Source organism: Pseudomonas fluorescens (genome assembly GCF_003732425.1).
In the GTDB taxonomy this organism is placed as follows: domain Bacteria; phylum Pseudomonadota; class Gammaproteobacteria; order Pseudomonadales; family Pseudomonadaceae; genus Aquipseudomonas; species Aquipseudomonas fluorescens_BE.
This window is the reverse complement of sequence record NZ_MOBX01000001.1, coordinates 259,355-274,778: the sequence shown is the minus strand read 5'-3', so window position 1 is coordinate 274,778 and position 15,424 is coordinate 259,355. Positions and strand designations below refer to the sequence as shown.

At 57.7% G+C, this 15,424-nt stretch carries 17 protein-coding genes; 12 read left to right on the top strand and 5 right to left on the bottom strand.

Going from position 1 to position 15,424, the window contains the following annotated elements; all coding sequences use genetic code 11:
* Positions 1-2 precede the first annotated feature (2 nt).
* The 10 genes from rplO (at position 3) to bfr (ending at position 7,224) form a co-directional block, all read left to right on the top strand.
* Entirely contained in the window at positions 3-440 is a 438-nt protein-coding gene (gene rplO / locus BK670_RS01350; RefSeq protein ID WP_003228720.1) for a 50S ribosomal protein L15, read from the top strand.
* On the top strand, positions 441-1,769 hold the full coding sequence (gene secY, locus BK670_RS01345; RefSeq protein ID WP_003228718.1) for a preprotein translocase subunit SecY: 1,329 nt from the start codon (positions 441-443) through the stop codon (positions 1,767-1,769).
* A 27-nt stretch (positions 1,770-1,796) separates the two neighbouring features.
* Entirely contained in the window at positions 1,797-1,913 is a 117-nt protein-coding gene (gene rpmJ / locus BK670_RS01340) for a 50S ribosomal protein L36 (RefSeq protein ID WP_002555468.1), read from the top strand.
* A 130-nt stretch (positions 1,914-2,043) separates the two neighbouring features.
* A complete protein-coding gene (rpsM, locus tag BK670_RS01335) occupies positions 2,044-2,400 on the top strand; it encodes a 30S ribosomal protein S13 (protein ID WP_003186020.1) in 357 nt (118 codons plus the stop codon).
* 30 nt (positions 2,401-2,430) lie between these two features.
* On the top strand, positions 2,431-2,820 hold the full coding sequence (gene rpsK, locus BK670_RS01330; RefSeq protein WP_002555466.1) for a 30S ribosomal protein S11: 390 nt from the start codon (positions 2,431-2,433) through the stop codon (positions 2,818-2,820).
* 18 nt (positions 2,821-2,838) lie between these two features.
* Positions 2,839-3,459: a 30S ribosomal protein S4 gene (gene rpsD / locus BK670_RS01325; RefSeq protein ID WP_003176404.1), complete on the top strand. Its 621-nt coding sequence runs from the start codon at positions 2,839-2,841 to the stop codon at positions 3,457-3,459.
* Between the two features lie 22 nt (positions 3,460-3,481).
* Positions 3,482-4,483 carry a DNA-directed RNA polymerase subunit alpha gene (locus tag BK670_RS01320; protein ID WP_003186012.1) on the top strand — a complete coding sequence of 334 codons (1,002 nt, stop codon included), beginning with the start codon at positions 3,482-3,484 and terminating at the stop codon, positions 4,481-4,483.
* A gap of 42 nt (positions 4,484-4,525) precedes the next feature.
* A complete protein-coding gene (gene rplQ, locus BK670_RS01315; protein WP_003176402.1) occupies positions 4,526-4,912 on the top strand; it encodes a 50S ribosomal protein L17 in 387 nt (128 codons plus the stop codon).
* Between the two features lie 240 nt (positions 4,913-5,152).
* Positions 5,153-6,607 (top strand): catalase, encoded by a 1,455-nt coding sequence (locus BK670_RS01310; protein ID WP_123448312.1) that lies wholly within the window; start codon positions 5,153-5,155, stop codon positions 6,605-6,607.
* Positions 6,608-6,756: 149 nt separating this feature from the next.
* Positions 6,757-7,224 carry a bacterioferritin gene (gene bfr / locus BK670_RS01305; RefSeq protein WP_007918444.1) on the top strand — a complete coding sequence of 156 codons (468 nt, stop codon included), beginning with the start codon at positions 6,757-6,759 and terminating at the stop codon, positions 7,222-7,224.
* A 65-nt stretch (positions 7,225-7,289) separates the two neighbouring features.
* On the opposite strand, the gene uvrA is transcribed toward bfr, so the two are convergent.
* Positions 7,290-10,124, bottom strand: a complete 2,835-nt coding sequence (gene uvrA, locus BK670_RS01300) for an excinuclease ABC subunit UvrA (RefSeq protein ID WP_123448311.1) — start codon at positions 10,122-10,124, stop codon at positions 7,290-7,292.
* 191 nt (positions 10,125-10,315) lie between these two features.
* Here uvrA and BK670_RS01295 point away from each other — a divergent pair, with 191 nt between their 5' ends.
* Together BK670_RS01295 and BK670_RS01290 are read left to right on the top strand one after the other, a co-directional pair.
* Positions 10,316-11,713 carry an MFS transporter gene (locus BK670_RS01295; protein ID WP_123448310.1) on the top strand — a complete coding sequence of 466 codons (1,398 nt, stop codon included), beginning with the start codon at positions 10,316-10,318 and terminating at the stop codon, positions 11,711-11,713.
* A 9-nt stretch (positions 11,714-11,722) separates the two neighbouring features.
* A complete protein-coding gene (locus BK670_RS01290) occupies positions 11,723-12,247 on the top strand; it encodes a single-stranded DNA-binding protein (RefSeq protein ID WP_008081898.1) in 525 nt (174 codons plus the stop codon).
* A gap of 111 nt (positions 12,248-12,358) precedes the next feature.
* On the opposite strand, the gene BK670_RS01285 is transcribed toward BK670_RS01290, so the two are convergent.
* The 4 genes from BK670_RS01285 to BK670_RS01270 are packed head-to-tail and all read right to left on the bottom strand — an operon-like array spanning position 12,359 to position 15,320.
* The gene (locus BK670_RS01285; protein ID WP_123448309.1) at positions 12,359-13,516 is read right to left on the bottom strand and encodes a glutathionylspermidine synthase family protein; all 1,158 of its coding nucleotides are present in this window, start codon (positions 13,514-13,516) and stop codon (positions 12,359-12,361) included.
* 2 nt (positions 13,517-13,518) lie between these two features.
* Positions 13,519-14,211 (bottom strand): DUF1190 domain-containing protein, encoded by a 693-nt coding sequence (locus BK670_RS01280; RefSeq protein ID WP_123448308.1) that lies wholly within the window; start codon positions 14,209-14,211, stop codon positions 13,519-13,521.
* A 17-nt stretch (positions 14,212-14,228) separates the two neighbouring features.
* Positions 14,229-14,654 carry a DUF350 domain-containing protein gene (locus tag BK670_RS01275; protein WP_053124298.1) on the bottom strand — a complete coding sequence of 142 codons (426 nt, stop codon included), beginning with the start codon at positions 14,652-14,654 and terminating at the stop codon, positions 14,229-14,231.
* Positions 14,655-14,669: 15 nt separating this feature from the next.
* Positions 14,670-15,320: a DUF2491 family protein gene (locus BK670_RS01270; RefSeq protein WP_123448307.1), complete on the bottom strand. Its 651-nt coding sequence runs from the start codon at positions 15,318-15,320 to the stop codon at positions 14,670-14,672.
* Positions 15,321-15,424: the final 104 nt, after the last annotated feature.

Genomic DNA, 15,424 nt, shown 5'->3' with positions numbered 1-15,424 from the left:
CGATGAAACTCAATGATCTGAGTCCAGCGCCGGGTTCCCGTCGCGAAAAGCATCGTCCGGGCCGTGGTATCGGTAGCGGTTTGGGTAAGACTGGTGGCCGTGGTCACAAAGGTCAGACCTCCCGCTCCGGTGGCACCATTGCTCCAGGCTTTGAAGGCGGCCAACAGCCGCTGCATCGTCGCCTGCCGAAGTTCGGTTTCGTTTCCCTGAAAGCCATGGATCGCGCAGAAGTGCGTTTGTCCGAGCTGGCTAAAGTGGAAGGCGACATCGTCACCGTGCAGTCCCTGAAAGATGCCAACGTGATCAACGTCAACGTACAGCGTGTGAAAATCATGCTGTCCGGTGAAGTGACTCGCGCTGTCACTATCGGCAAGGGAATCGGCGCCACCAAAGGTGCGCGTGCGGCTATCGAAGCAGCTGGCGGCAAGTTCGAGGAATAAATGGCTAAGCAAGGTGCTCTCTCTGCGCTCGGCAAAGGCGGTATGTCTGAACTCTGGGCTCGTCTGCGTTTTCTGTTCCTGGCGATTATCGTCTACCGAATAGGCGCACACATCCCGGTTCCAGGTATCAACCCGGACCGACTCGCAGACCTGTTTCGACAGAATGAGGGGACCATTCTTAGCTTGTTCAACATGTTCTCCGGCGGCGCGCTGGAACGGATGAGCATCTTTGCACTGGGGATCATGCCGTACATTTCGGCATCGATCATCATGCAACTGATGACCGCCGTCAGCCCGCAGCTGGAGCAGTTGAAGAAGGAAGGTGAAGCTGGCCGTCGCAAGATCAGCCAGTACACCCGCTACGGCACCGTCGTCCTCGCTCTCGTTCAGGCTATTGGCATGTCCATAGGTCTGGCGGGGCAGGGCGTTGCGTTCACTGGTGACTTTGGCTTCCATTTCGTCGCGGTATCCACGTTTGTGGCTGGTGCGATGTTCATGATGTGGCTGGGTGAGCAGATTACTGAGCGTGGTGTAGGCAACGGTATCTCGATGTTGATTTTTTCGGGTATCGTCGCCGGTCTTCCGAGAGCAATCGGGCAGTCTTTCGAGTCTGCGCGTCAGGGTGATATCAACATCTTCGCCTTGGTTGCCATCGGTTTGCTGGCAGTAGCGATTATCGGTTTCGTGGTGTTCATTGAGCGTGGTCAGCGTCGTATCGCTGTTCACTACGCCAAGCGTCAGCAGGGCCGCAAGGTTTTTGCTGCGCAGACTAGCCACTTACCGTTGAAGGTGAACATGGCCGGTGTTATTCCGGCTATTTTCGCGAGCAGCATTTTGCTGTTCCCGGCTTCGTTGGGTGCCTGGTTCGGTCAGTCTGAAGGTATGGGCTGGTTGCAGGACATCTCGCAGTCGATCGCTCCTGGTCAGCCGTTGAATATTCTGCTGTTTAGTGCAGGGATTATTTTCTTCTGCTTCTTCTATACGGCGTTGATGTTCAATCCGAAAGACGTAGCGGAAAACCTGAAGAAGTCCGGTGCCTTTATTCCGGGCATCCGTCCAGGTGAGCAGTCTGCGCGCTACATTGATGGCGTTCTGACCCGCTTGACCATGTTCGGTGCTCTTTACATGACGGCCGTGTGCCTGTTGCCCCAGTTCCTGGTGGTTGCAGCAAACGTTCCGTTCTACCTTGGCGGGACCTCGTTGCTGATCGTGGTCGTGGTTGTGATGGACTTCATGTCCCAAGTACAATCGCACCTCGTTTCGCACCAGTACGAATCCCTGATGAAGAAAGCCAACCTGAAGGGTTACGGCAGCGGCATGTTGCGCTGAGTACCCATAAGGTTCGAGGAGTTGGTGATGAAAGTTCGTGCATCGGTGAAAAAGCTGTGCCGTAACTGCAAGATTATTCGCCGCGAAGGTGTTGTTCGAGTAATTTGCAGCGCGGAACCGCGTCACAAACAGCGCCAAGGCTGAGTGTGATTGTGCTTCAAGCCCGGTAGCTAGTGCGCTACCGGGTTGATTATTTGTTATTACAGCGATATTATCTCGCGCCCTATTTCTTGGCTTCCGGGGCGTAGGTAGCTGTCAATTGGAGTCCCACTGAATGGCCCGTATTGCAGGCGTTAACATTCCAGATAACAAGCATACTGTTATCTCGCTGACCTACATCTATGGTGTTGGTCGCACTACTGCACAGAAGATCTGTGCAGTGACTGGGGTAAACCCAGCAGCAAAGATCAAAGATCTGAGCGACGAGCAAATTGAACAGCTGCGTGGCGAAGTGGCGAAGTTCACCACTGAAGGTGACCTGCGTCGCGAAATCAACATGAAAATCAAGCGCTTGATGGACCTCGGTTGCTATCGCGGTCTGCGTCATCGTCGTGGTCTGCCAGTACGCGGTCAGCGTACCAAGACCAACGCGCGTACCCGTAAAGGTCCGCGTAAGCCGATCCGCAAGTAATCGCCCCAGCGAATCGACAGGAATTTAATCATGGCAAAACCTGCTGCTCGTCCTCGTAAAAAAGTTAAAAAGACAGTGGTTGATGGCATCGCCCACATCCATGCATCTTTTAACAACACCATCGTGACCATTACCGACCGTCAAGGTAACGCTCTTTCCTGGGCTACCTCCGGTGGTTCGGGTTTCCGCGGTTCCCGCAAGTCCACCCCGTTTGCTGCTCAAGTAGCTGCTGAACGTGCTGGTCAAGCTGCGCTGGAATACGGCCTGAAAAACCTCGACGTTAACGTCAAGGGTCCAGGTCCAGGTCGTGAATCCGCAGTCCGCGCTTTGAACGGCTGTGGCTACAAGATCGCCAGCATCACCGACGTGACGCCAATCCCGCACAACGGGTGCCGTCCGCCGAAGAAGCGCCGCGTGTAATCCAGGAGATTGTAAAGAATGGCTCGTTACATTGGTCCAAAATGCAAACTCGCTCGTCGCGAAGGCACCGATCTCTTCCTGAAGAGCGGCGTGCGCGCGATCGAATCGAAGTGCAACATTGAAGCAGCACCTGGTATCCACGGCCAACGCCGCGGTCGCCAGTCCGATTACGGCACCCAACTGCGTGAAAAGCAGAAGGTCCGTCGTATCTACGGCGTTCTCGAGCGTCAGTTCAGCGGCTACTACAAAGAAGCTGCTGGCAAGAAAGGTGCAACCGGTGAAAACCTGCTGCAACTGCTCGAATGCCGTCTGGACAACGTTGTATACCGTATGGGCTTTGGTTCGACTCGTGCCGAATCCCGTCAGCTGGTATCGCACAAGTCGATCAGCGTTAACGGTCAGACCGTAAACGTTCCGTCGTATCAGGTTCGTGCTGGTGACGTGGTTGCAGTTCGCGAGAAAGCAAAAAACCAACTTCGCATTGTCCAAGCTCTCGATCTGTGTGCCCAACGTGGCCGCGTAGAATGGGTAGAAGTAGACACTGAGAAGAAGTCGGGCGTTTTCAAGAACGTTCCTGCTCGCAGTGATCTGTCCGCCGACATCAACGAAAGCCTGATTGTCGAGCTCTACTCCAAGTAAGGGCTAGAAAATAGGTGCATCCATGCAGATTTCGGTAAATGAGTTCCTGACACCCCGCCACATTGATGTGCAGGTTGTCAGTCCAACCCGCGCCAAGATCACTCTCGAGCCTCTCGAGCGTGGTTTTGGCCACACCCTGGGCAACGCGCTGCGACGCATCCTGTTGTCCTCAATGCCCGGCTGCGCAGTAGTCGAGGCCGAGATTGACGGTGTGCTCCACGAGTACAGCGCCATCGAAGGTGTACAGGAAGACGTAATTGAAATCCTGTTGAACCTTAAAGGTCTGGCCATCAAGCTGCACGGTCGTGACGAAGTTACGCTGACCTTGTCGAAGAAGGGTTCGGGGGTGGTTACCGCTGCCGATATTCAGCTGGATCATGATGTCGAGATCGTTAATCCCGATCACGTAATCGCTAACCTGGCGTCTAACGGCGCCCTGAACATGAAGCTCACCGTAGCTCGTGGTCGTGGTTATGAACCAGCCGACTCGCGTCAGAGCGATGAAGACGAAAGCCGCAGCATCGGTCGCTTGCAGCTTGACTCTTCGTTCAGCCCGGTTCGCCGTATCGCATACGTGGTGGAAAACGCCCGTGTCGAGCAGCGTACCAACCTGGACAAGCTGGTTATTGATCTGGAAACCAACGGTACTCTGGATCCTGAAGAGGCTATCCGCCGCGCTGCAACCATCCTGCAACAGCAGTTGGCTGCGTTCGTCGACCTCAAAGGTGACAGTGAGCCAGTGGTTGTCGAGCAGGAAGACGAGATCGATCCGATCCTGCTTCGCCCGGTTGACGATCTGGAACTGACTGTACGTTCGGCTAACTGCCTTAAGGCGGAAAACATCTACTACATCGGTGACCTGATTCAGCGTACCGAAGTAGAGCTGTTGAAGACTCCGAACCTGGGCAAGAAATCCTTGACTGAAATCAAGGACGTTCTGGCCTCCCGCGGTCTGTCCCTCGGCATGCGCCTCGACAACTGGCCGCCTGCAAGTCTTAAGAAGGACGACAAGGCGACTGCCTGATCGTCGTAATCACCGAACGTAGTGTTTGGTAAGGAATGAACCATGCGTCATCGTAAAAGTGGTCGTCACCTGAGCCGCACCAGCTCGCACCGCAAGGCCATGTTCCAAAACATGGCGGTGTCGCTGTTCGAGCACGAGCTGATCAAAACTACTCTGCCAAAAGCCAAAGAACTGCGCCGCGTTGCCGAGCCGCTGATCACTCTGGCCAAGACAGACAGCCTGGCTAACCGCCGTCTGGCTTTCGACCGTACTCGTTCGAAAGCTATCGTTGGTAAGCTCTTCAACGACCTGGGCAAGCGTTACGCTACCCGTGAGGGTGGCTACCTGCGCATCCTCAAGTGCGGTTTCCGCGCTGGCGACAACGCGCCTATGGCGTACGTCGAGTTGGTTGATCGTGCTACTGCTGGCGAAGCTGTATCCGCCGAGTAAGACGTCAGTCTGAAACAAAGAACCGGGCCTAGTGCCCGGTTTTTTGTGCGCGCAATAAAATGCGCTGTTCATACAAGCTTCTGACATGTATCTGTTGGCACTATGTGCCGGGAAGCATAATTAGTAATTATCTATCGATACATGCAAGTTAATGAATTTGTGGCTGTCACATGGATGATTAATACTTCCCACCAAGCCGATTAGCCGGCAGTTTCAAGACTGACAGAGGAAGAAGACCGTATGAGCCAGATCAAAACGCTTACGACCGCCAGTGGCGCACCTGTCGCTGATAACCAGAATTCTCGCTCCGCCGGCCCGCGTGGCCCACTGCTGCTCGACGATTTTCACCTGATCGAAAAGCTTGCCCATTTCAACCGTGAAAACATCCCTGAGCGCCGAGTACACGCTAAAGGCTCGGGTGCTTATGGCACTTTCACTGTCACTCGCGACATCACTGAGTACACCAGTGCCAAGCTGTTCGAAGCTGTCGGCAAACAAACGCCAACGTTCTTGCGTTTTTCAACCGTAGGTGGCGAACGCGGTTCGGCCGACACTGAACGTGATCCGCGCGGCTTCGCTCTGAAGTTCTATACCGAAGAAGGTAACTGGGACATCGTTGGCAACAACACGCCAGTGTTCTTCATTCGCGATCCACTGAAGTTTCCTGATTTTATCCACACGCAAAAACGCCTGCCGCAAAGCAACCTGAAAAGCGCGCAGATGATTTGGGACTTCTGGTCGCACTCGCCTGAGGCGTTGCACCAGGTCACCATTCTGTTCTCCGATCGAGGCATCCCGGACGGCTACCGTCACATGCACGGCTTCGGCAGCCATACCTATAGCCTGATCAGCGCTAAAGGTGAGCGTCACTGGGTGAAATGGCACTACAAGACCAAGCAAGGCATCAAGAATCTGGCACCGGCCGATGCCGCGCGGTTGGCGGGGACTGATCCAGACTACGCCCAGCGCGACCTGTTCGAAGCCATCGAGCGCGGTGACTTCCCGAAATGGCGCGTGTGCATTCAGATCATGACTGAAGCCCAGGCTGCGGCGCATTACGAGAATCCTTTTGACGTCACCAAAACCTGGTCGCAGAAAGAATTCCCGCTGATCGAAGTGGGTGAACTGGAGCTGAACCGCAACCCACAGAACTACTTCGCTGAAGTCGAGCAAGCGGCGTTCGGCCCAAGCAACATGGTGCCAGGTGTCGGTCTGTCGCCGGATCGCATGCTGCAAGGCCGCGTGTTCGCCTACGCCGACGCGCACCGCTACCGTGTCGGTACCAATCACCAGCAACTGCCGGTGAATGCTCCACGCAGCCCGGTTAACACCTACCAGCGTGACGGTTCGATGGCGTTCGGCAGCAACGGTGGGGCAGCACCTAACTACGAACCGAACAGCTACACCGAAGCGCCGAAGCAAGCTCCGCGTTACGCTGAACCTGCGCTGGCCTTGAGCGGTGCTGCCGATCGCTACGATCATCGCGAAGATACCGATTACTACAGTCACGCCGGTGCGTTGTTCCGCCTGATGAGCGACGAGCAAAAAGCCTTGCTGGTCAGCAATATCGCCGGCGCCATGAGCGATGTTTCGCCAGATGTGGTTGATCGTCAATTGCAGCATTTCTACAAAGCCGATCCGGCGTATGGAGAAGCAATCGCAAAGCTGCTCAACGTACAGCTTAACGAAGTCTAAACGAGAAGCAGAACCGCCCTCATCTGGGCGGTTTTTGCGTTATTTAGGCTGCTTTTCCAAGAATATCTTCGCTTTTATTGCGCTAATCGAGTGACCTTCCGGTCAGCTTGGTTCAAACTACAGACTTTCAAGTAGGGAGATGTAGGGCGATGCAAGGCCACCCAGACGTAATCGATTACCTCAACACGTTGCTGACCGGCGAACTGGCCGCGCGTGATCAATATTTCGTTCATTCGCGGATGTATGAGGACTGGGGGTTCACCAAGCTCTACGAGCGAATCAACCACGAGATGGAAGAAGAAGCGGGTCACGCTGATGCGTTGATGCGCCGGATTCTGATGCTGGAAGGTACGCCGCGCATGCGTCCGGATGATCTGGATGTCGGCACCACGGTGCCGGAGATGCTTGAAGCGGATCTGCGTCTTGAATACAAAGTTCGCGCTGCCCTGTGCAAAGGCATCGAACTGTGCGAGCAGCACAAAGACTATGTCAGCCGTGAGATCCTGCGGGTTCAGCTCAACGATACCGAAGAAGATCACACCTACTGGCTGGAAAAGCAGTTGGGCCTGATCAAGCTGATCGGTCTCGAAAACTACCTGCAGTCCCACACGTCCTGATTGCAATCGATACAAAAAAGCCCCTGTCACTGCTGAAGTGACAGGGGCTTTTTCATGCCTGGCGTTTAAGCCCGATCACGGATCAGCAGCGGCTTGAGGTAATGACCGGTATGAGATTGCTTCATCTCGGCGACATCCTCAGGCGTACCGGTGGCAATGATCTGCCCGCCTTTGGAGCCGCCCTCCGGCCCGAGATCGACCAGCCAGTCGGCTGTCTTGATCACGTCGAGGTTGTGTTCGATCACCACCACCGTATTGCCGTGGTCGCGCAGGCGATGCAGTACATCGAGCAATTGCTGAATGTCCGCGAAGTGCAAACCGGTGGTTGGCTCATCGAGGATGTACAGCGTTTTGCCGGTGTCGCGCTTGGACAGCTCGCGAGACAGCTTCACTCGCTGCGCCTCGCCGCCTGACAGCGTCGTCGCCGACTGCCCGAGCTTGATGTACGACAGTCCGACATCCATCAATGTCTGCAGCTTGCGCGCCAAGGCAGGGACCGCGTCGAAGAACTCCCGAGCCTCTTCGATGGTCATCTCGAGGGTTTCGTGGATGCTCTTGCCCTTGTATTTGATCTCAAGGGTTTCGCGGTTGTAGCGCTTGCTCTTGCACACGTCGCACGGCACGTAGATGTCCGGCAGGAAGTGCATTTCCACCTTGATCAGACCATCGCCCTGGCATGCTTCGCAGCGCCCGCCCTTGACGTTGAACGAGAAGCGCCCAGGGCCGTAACCACGGGAGCGCGACTCCGGTACGCCAGCGAACAGTTCACGGATCGGCGTAAACAGCCCGGTGTAAGTTGCCGGGTTGGATCGCGGTGTACGGCCAATAGGGCTCTGGTCGATATCGACCACCTTGTCGAGATGCTCCAGGCCCTTGATGCTGTCGTGCGCTGCCGCTTCCAGCGTTGTTGCGCCGTTGAGGGCCGTAGCGCTCAGCGGGAACAAAGTATTGTTGATCAGCGTCGATTTGCCCGAGCCGGACACGCCGGTGACACACGTCAGCAGACCAATCGGGATGTCTAGATCGACATTGCGCAGGTTATTGCCGCGCGCCCCTTTGAGCGACAGATTCAGTTTTTTGTTGCGTGGCGTACGTTTGGCCGGCACTTCAATCTTCACGCGGCCCGACAGGTATTTACCGGTCAGGGAGTCCGGGTGCGCCATGACTTCAGCCGGCGTACCTTCAGCAACGATTTGCCCGCCATGCACACCGGCGCCTGGGCCGATATCCACCACGTAGTCGGCCAGGCGAATCGCGTCTTCGTCGTGCTCGACCACGATCACCGTGTTGCCGATATCGCGCAGGTGCTTGAGCGTGCCGAGCAGTCGATCGTTATCGCGCTGGTGCAAGCCGATGGACGGTTCGTCGAGGATGTACAGAACACCGACGAGACCGGCGCCGATCTGGCTGGCCAGACGAATCCGTTGTGCCTCGCCGCCGGACAGCGTGTCGGCACTGCGGTCCAGCGACAGGTAGTCGAGACCGACGTTGACGAGGAACTGCAGACGCTCGCGAATCTCCTTGAGGATCTTGTCGGCAATTTCGCCGCGACGGCCAGTCATCTTCAGCTCGCCGAAGTACTCGCAAGCGTCGCCGATCGGCAGGTTGGTCACCGCTGGCAGCGTTTTCTCGCCAACCCACACATGCCGCGCTTCGCGACGCAGACGGGTCCCACGGCAATCCGGGCACGATTGGGTGCTGAGGAACTTGGCCAGCTCTTCGCGCACGCTCGCCGACTCGGTCTCGCGGTAGCGACGCTCGAGGTTCGGCACGATGCCTTCGAACGGGTGCGAACGTTTGACGATATCGCCACGGTCGTTCAGGTATTTGAAGTCGACGTTCTGCGAGCCGCTGCCATGCAGGATGAATTTCTGCTGATCGGCCGGCAGTTCGTTGAACGGTACTTCGAGGCTGAAACCGTAATGCGCGGCCAGTGAGCCGAGCATCTGGAAGTAATAGACATTACGCCGGTCCCAGCCGCGAATCGCACCTTCGGCCAAGGTCAGGTCGCCGTTGACCAGTCGCTTGATGTCGAAGAATTGCTTCACCCCCAGGCCGTCACAGGTCGGGCAAGCGCCGGCCGGGTTGTTGAAGGAAAACAGCTTCGGCTCCAGTTCGCTGATCGCGTGGCCGCAGATCGGGCAGGCGAAGCGCGCGGAGAAGATCATCTCTTCGCCCGGTTCGTCGTCCATCGGTGCGACCAGGGCGATGCCATCTGCCAGTTTCAGTGCGGTCTCGAAGGATTCGGCCAGACGTTGCTGCAGATCGGCACGAACCTTGAAGCGGTCGACGATGACATCGATCGAGTGCTTCTTCTGTTTATCCAGTTTCGGCAGTTCATCGAGTTCGCAGATCCGGCCGTTGACCCGGGCGCGAACGAAACCTTGGGCGCGCAGCTCTTCGAAGACCGAAAGGTGCTCGCCTTTACGCTCGCGAATAACCGGCGCCAGCAACATCAGTTTGCTGCCTTCCGGCTGCGCCAGCACCAGGTCGACCATCTGGCTGACGGTCTGCGCTTCCAGCGGAATGTCGTGATCCGGGCAGCGCGGCGTACCGACGCGTGCATAAAGCAGGCGCAGGTAGTCGTAGATTTCAGTGATGGTGCCGACCGTGGAGCGCGGGTTGTGCGAGGTCGACTTCTGTTCGATGGAGATCGCCGGCGACAGGCCTTCAATGGTGTCGACGTCGGGTTTTTCCATCATCGACAGGAACTGTCGGGCGTAAGCCGACAGCGATTCGACATAGCGGCGCTGACCTTCGGCGTAAAGCGTGTCGAAGGCCAGGGACGACTTGCCGGATCCGGACAGGCCGGTGATGACGATCAGCTTGTCCCGTGGCAGGGTCAGGTCGATGTTCTTCAGGTTGTGGGTACGGGCCCCACGTATCAGGATCTTGTCCAAAGTGGCCTCGCTCGGCGGGCGTCGAAAACGTAGGAGTATACGGGCAAATACTGGATGGATGCACACTATCAAACGAAGGGTTTTTTGCCCTGGATGAAGAGAGTTTCATCTATACGCGTCAAAGCGTCGCGATATACCCCGTCTACCGATGGGACTGGTAGAATCGCCGCCGGTTCACACGAGGTTTTTCCATGCACGATCCCCACAGCGAACGCATGAGTGGCAGCGAGACCCGCGCGGCGAGCGGTCTGGCCCTGGTGTTCGCCTTCCGTATGCTTGGCATGTTCATGGTGTTGCCGGTACTGGCGACCTACGGCATGGATCTGGCAGGAGCGACCCCGGCGCTGATCGGGTTGGCTATCGGCGCTTACGGCCTGACCCAGGCGATTTTCCAGATTCCGTTCGGGATCATTTCCGACCGCATTGGCCGCCGTCCGGTGATTTACCTGGGGCTGATCGTCTTTGCCCTCGGCAGCGTGCTGGCGTCTCAGGCCGACTCGATCTGGGGCGTCATCGCCGGGCGGATCCTGCAAGGTGCCGGGGCGATTTCCGCTGCAGTGATGGCGCTGCTCTCCGACCTGACCCGCGAACAGCACCGCACCAAGGCGATGGCGATGATCGGCATGACCATCGGCTTGTCGTTCGCCGTGGCCATGGTCGTCGGTCCTTTGCTGACCCGGGCTTTCGGTTTGTCCGGACTGTTCCTCGCCACCGGTGCCATGGCACTGATCGGTATCGCCATTATCATGTTCATGGTGCCGCGCTCCACCGGGCCGTTGCAGCATCGTGAGTCCGGGGTGGCACGTCAGGCCTTGATGCCGACGCTCAAGCATCCCGACCTGCTGCGCCTCGATCTCGGCATCTTTGTGTTACATGCCATGTTGATGTCGAGCTTCGTTGCGTTGCCGTTGGCGCTGGTGGAAAAAGCCGGTTTGCCCAAGGAACAGCACTGGTGGGTCTACCTCACCGCGCTGCTGATTTCGTTCTTCGCCATGATCCCGTTCATCATCTATGGCGAGAAGAAACGCAAAATGAAACGAGTTTTGCTCGGCGCCGTCCTGACGCTGATGCTGACTGAGCTATTCTTCTGGCAGTTCGGCGACAGCCTGCGGGCTCTGGTGATCGGTACGGTGGTGTTCTTCACCGCGTTCAATCTGCTGGAGGCTTCATTGCCGTCGCTGATCAGCAAGGTTTCACCGGCAGGCGGGAAGGGCACGGCCATGGGCGTGTATTCCACCAGCCAGTTCCTCGGTTCGGCACTCGGCGGGATACTCGGCGGCTGGCTGTTTCAGCATGGCGGTCTGTCGGTTGTGTTCCTTGGATGCGCGGGTCTGGCTGCCATCTGGCTGGCCTTTGCTGTTACCATGCGCGAACCTCCCTACGTGACGAGCCTGCGCTTGCCGTTGTCGCCCGAGGCGATCCGCGAAGCGGGTCTGGTCGAGCGCCTCAAGGCCCTCGTAGGGGTAACCGATGCAGTGATAGTTGCTGATGAAGCGGCTGTTTACATCAAACTGGACAAAGAATTAGTGGATCGCGACACCCTCGAACGCCTGGTGAACAACCCGGCCGAGGCTGCTTGCGAAGCCTAGGAGAACGTTATGGCCCGTGGGGTTAACAAAGTCATATTGGTCGGCACTTGCGGCCAGGATCCCGAAGTTCGCTACCTGCCTAACGGTAACGCCGTGACCAACCTGAGTCTGGCCACCAGCGAACAATGGACCGACAAGCAAACCGGTCAGAAGGTCGAGAAGACCGAGTGGCACCGCGTTTCGATGTTCGGCAAGGTTGCCGAAATCGCCGGCGAATACCTGCGTAAAGGTTCGCAGGTCTACATCGAAGGCAAGCTGCAGACCCGTGAGTGGGAAAAAGACGGTATCAAGCGTTACACCACCGAAATCGTGGTCGACATGCAAGGCACCATGCAACTGCTCGGCGGCCGTCCACAACAGGGCGACCAACAAGGCGGTGGCAACAACTACCAGCAGTCGGCCCCGGCTCCACGCCAGCAGGCTCCGCGCCCGCAGCAGTCGGCTCCGCAACAGCGTTCGGCCCCGGCTCCACAGCAGGCCGCACCGCAACCGGCTCCGGATTTCGACAGCTTTGATGACGATATTCCGTTCTGATTCGCTGCTGTAACCGCTGCAAATAAAAAGGCCCGTTGCTTGAAGCGACGGGCCTTTTTTGTGGGATTTGTTTCGTCTGCGGTTATCCAGAATCCCTGTGGGAGCTGTGGTTTAGTCGAGGATCAGGTGCGGCAGGAAGCGGCTGGAGTCTTTGGTGATCAAACTGTTGTCCTCCCGCACTCCAATCCCCGCAGCCTGATCGCCAATCACCCAAGAGCCAATCAGCGTGTAGCTGTCGCCGAATTTCGGCAACGGCGCAAATTCCTGCAGGATAAATGGCGCATCCGTGTAGGGCCCGTCCTCTTTAACAATCAGACCGTCAGCCGTTTGCAGTTCAATGTTGGCGCCTTCTCGGGAAAAGTATGGCTTGCGCACCCAGCCCTTGGGCACGGCGCTGGCCGGGTTCGGGTCGAGATGCGCTGCCAACAGATTCGGATGTCCTTTGTGCAGTTCCCACAGCAACGGCAGTGCACCCTTGTTCGACAGAATCGCCTTCCACGCCGGTTCGAAAAACTGCGTATCGCACTCGGCAATCGCCGCACCGAACGGCTCGTGAAAGATGAATTCCCAGGCATGCAACTTGAACAGGTGCGGGATCCAGCGATCTTCCAGGTCGACGAAACGCCCTTCAGCGGTCAAGCCGATGTCTTCGATATCGATGTGCCGCGACTCGATGCCGACCTTCTCGGCGATCAGGCGCAGGTAATCCGTGGTGCCCTTGTCTTCGACCGAGTCTTTCATCGAGGCGAAGTAGAACGGCCGCTTCAACTGTAGTTCGGCGAAGGCCCGATGCAGTTGGGTGTCGATGCTGTTGAACTGGTCGGCATGGCGCGGCAGCGTGCCGCGCTCGATGCATTGTTCCAGCCAGCCCCACTGGAACGCCGCCGCTTCGTAAAGACTGGTGGGCGTGTCGTAGTTGAGCTCCAGCAGTTTCGCCGGGCCGTTGCCGCTGTAAGAAAAGTCCATGCGCCCGTACAGATGCGGATGACCTTCCAGCCAGGAGGTGCGGATCATGTCGTAGTACGGCGCCGGGATGCTCAGGCGATCCAGTAACTCTTCGCTGTGCACCACGCGGTCGACCAGGTCCATGCACATCTCGTGCAGTTCGGTGGTCGGGTCCTCGAGATCGTTTTCGATTTGCGCGAGGGTGAACTGGTAGTACGCGCTTTCGTCCCAGTACGGCTCGTCATCGATGGTGTGGAACATGAAGCCAAGGCTTTCGGCAGTCTGTTTCCAGTCGGGCCGCTCGGCGCAGAGGATCTTCTTCATTGTCAGCTGCTCGAACGACCGGAACTGCTGCCCCAACCACCCCAGCCGCTACGGGCACTGGACTGGCTGCCGAAGCCGCCGCGTGACGTCGAAGAGGCCACGTTGACCGGTTTGCTTTTGCTGCTTTCGTAATCCGTTTGGCTGCGCGTCGTGGTTTCGGCTCTGCGGTACTGCGTCGAGGTGTTGTACGGCTGGCGCGTTTCGCGATCGCGATAAACCGTGCGCTCGGCGTTGTTGCTCATCGCGTTGCCGATCAGCCAACCGGTGAGCCAGCCGTTGCCGCCACCGCCACCGCTGGAAACGTGCGAAGTGCTTTGCACAGGCTGCGCCGTTGCATTACCAGCGGGCATTTGCGCATCGGCGATGGCGTCGAGGTTCTGTGCCGGTTCACCGCTCGCAGGCACTTTGAAGCCGCCGAGTTTCGGCACGAAGCGGCCGTCAGAGTTCTTCTGGCACCAGTCAGCGGCAAAGTCCGCGTCGCACTTGGCCTTGTCGTCGTACGCCGGGGCGATGCGCCGGTGTTCGGTCAGGGCGGCGACGTAGGCGTTGGAGCAGACATCGGCGGCCACTTCGGCGTCGACGCACTGTTCCACATTCTGGAAATTGCGTGGTTGATCCGCGGCGGTCGCCTGGCCGGATATGGCCATGGCCACCGAGGCGGCGAGGGACAACTGAACGTATTTGCTGCGTTTCATCTATGGCTTCCTGCCGATCAGTTGGACGGTGTCATGCACGCGGCGTTGAGCATGCCGACGCTGATCGCGACCGCCGCGACATAGATGCCGGAAGCGATTTCACCGTTGGCGATGCGCTGGGACGTGCCTTTGAGTACCAGGCCCGTGGCGAGGAATGCCAGCAGTTGCACCACGGCAGCAATCACTGCCCAGAGCACGAAGTCGAGGACGTTGACCGAAAACGCAATCACGTTACTGGCCGGAATCGCGAAGCCGATGATCGCGCCGGACAGGGCGATGGCGGCGGCAACGTTGCCGGAGCGGATCAGCTCGAACTCCTTGTGTGGGGTGATGCGCGTGTAGACGAATTGAAACAGCATGAACAGCAGCACGGCGCCGATGAGGTAGACGACGAAACCGACCAGTGCGGTTTTGTTCAGGGAAACGGCCAGCACTTCCAGCATGAAAAACTTCCTTTTTTAGATGGTGCTCAAATCTGTTGTGTACAGCGAGATGCCGAGCGAAGTGCTCAGGCTGACGGTGCCTTCTTCATCCTGTTCGACGGAGAACAGCAGCAGTTCGCGGCGATCGGTCAGGCCGGTCTCGCGCGCATAAAGCATTGAGTGGTGTTCGATGGTGTAGCTCTCGTCCGGATTGACCACCTGTTCGGTCATCGGCACCAGTTCGGTCTGACCCTGTTCGGTGCCCCATTCGCGGGTGTATTCGACGCCGTCGTGGCTGTAGGCGGGCAGGCCGATCAGGCTATCGGGGCCGGCCAGACGCTGCAGTTCGGCGTCACTGTTGACGGTCACGTAACTGAGGTAGTTGAACAGCGTGACCGATTCGACCTGATCGTCACCGGTGACGTGGATCTGTAGCCAGAAATCCTCGTCGTTCATGTAATAGCGGTGCAGTTTGTTGGACTGGCCGAGGTCGACCCAGCCATGGCTCCAGATCGCCTGATCGAAGGGCACGCGCACCGTGGTCGAGCCATCGAGCAACAGCGCCAGGGTCGTATCGAACCTGACAGCCTTACCTTGGGCCATGCCGAGTGGGCCACTGGCAACGGTCGGTGTTGGCGCAGCGGTCTGCCAGTTGCTGGTGCCCAGCAAGTCTTTAAACCATCCCATGGGTACGTTCCTTGAAGCGGGTGGAAGTGTTCGTCGGCGAAAAAGCGTCGCTAGTGTACCGGGCGAACCGGTGAACGAGCAGAAGGATTTTTACGCCGCAAACC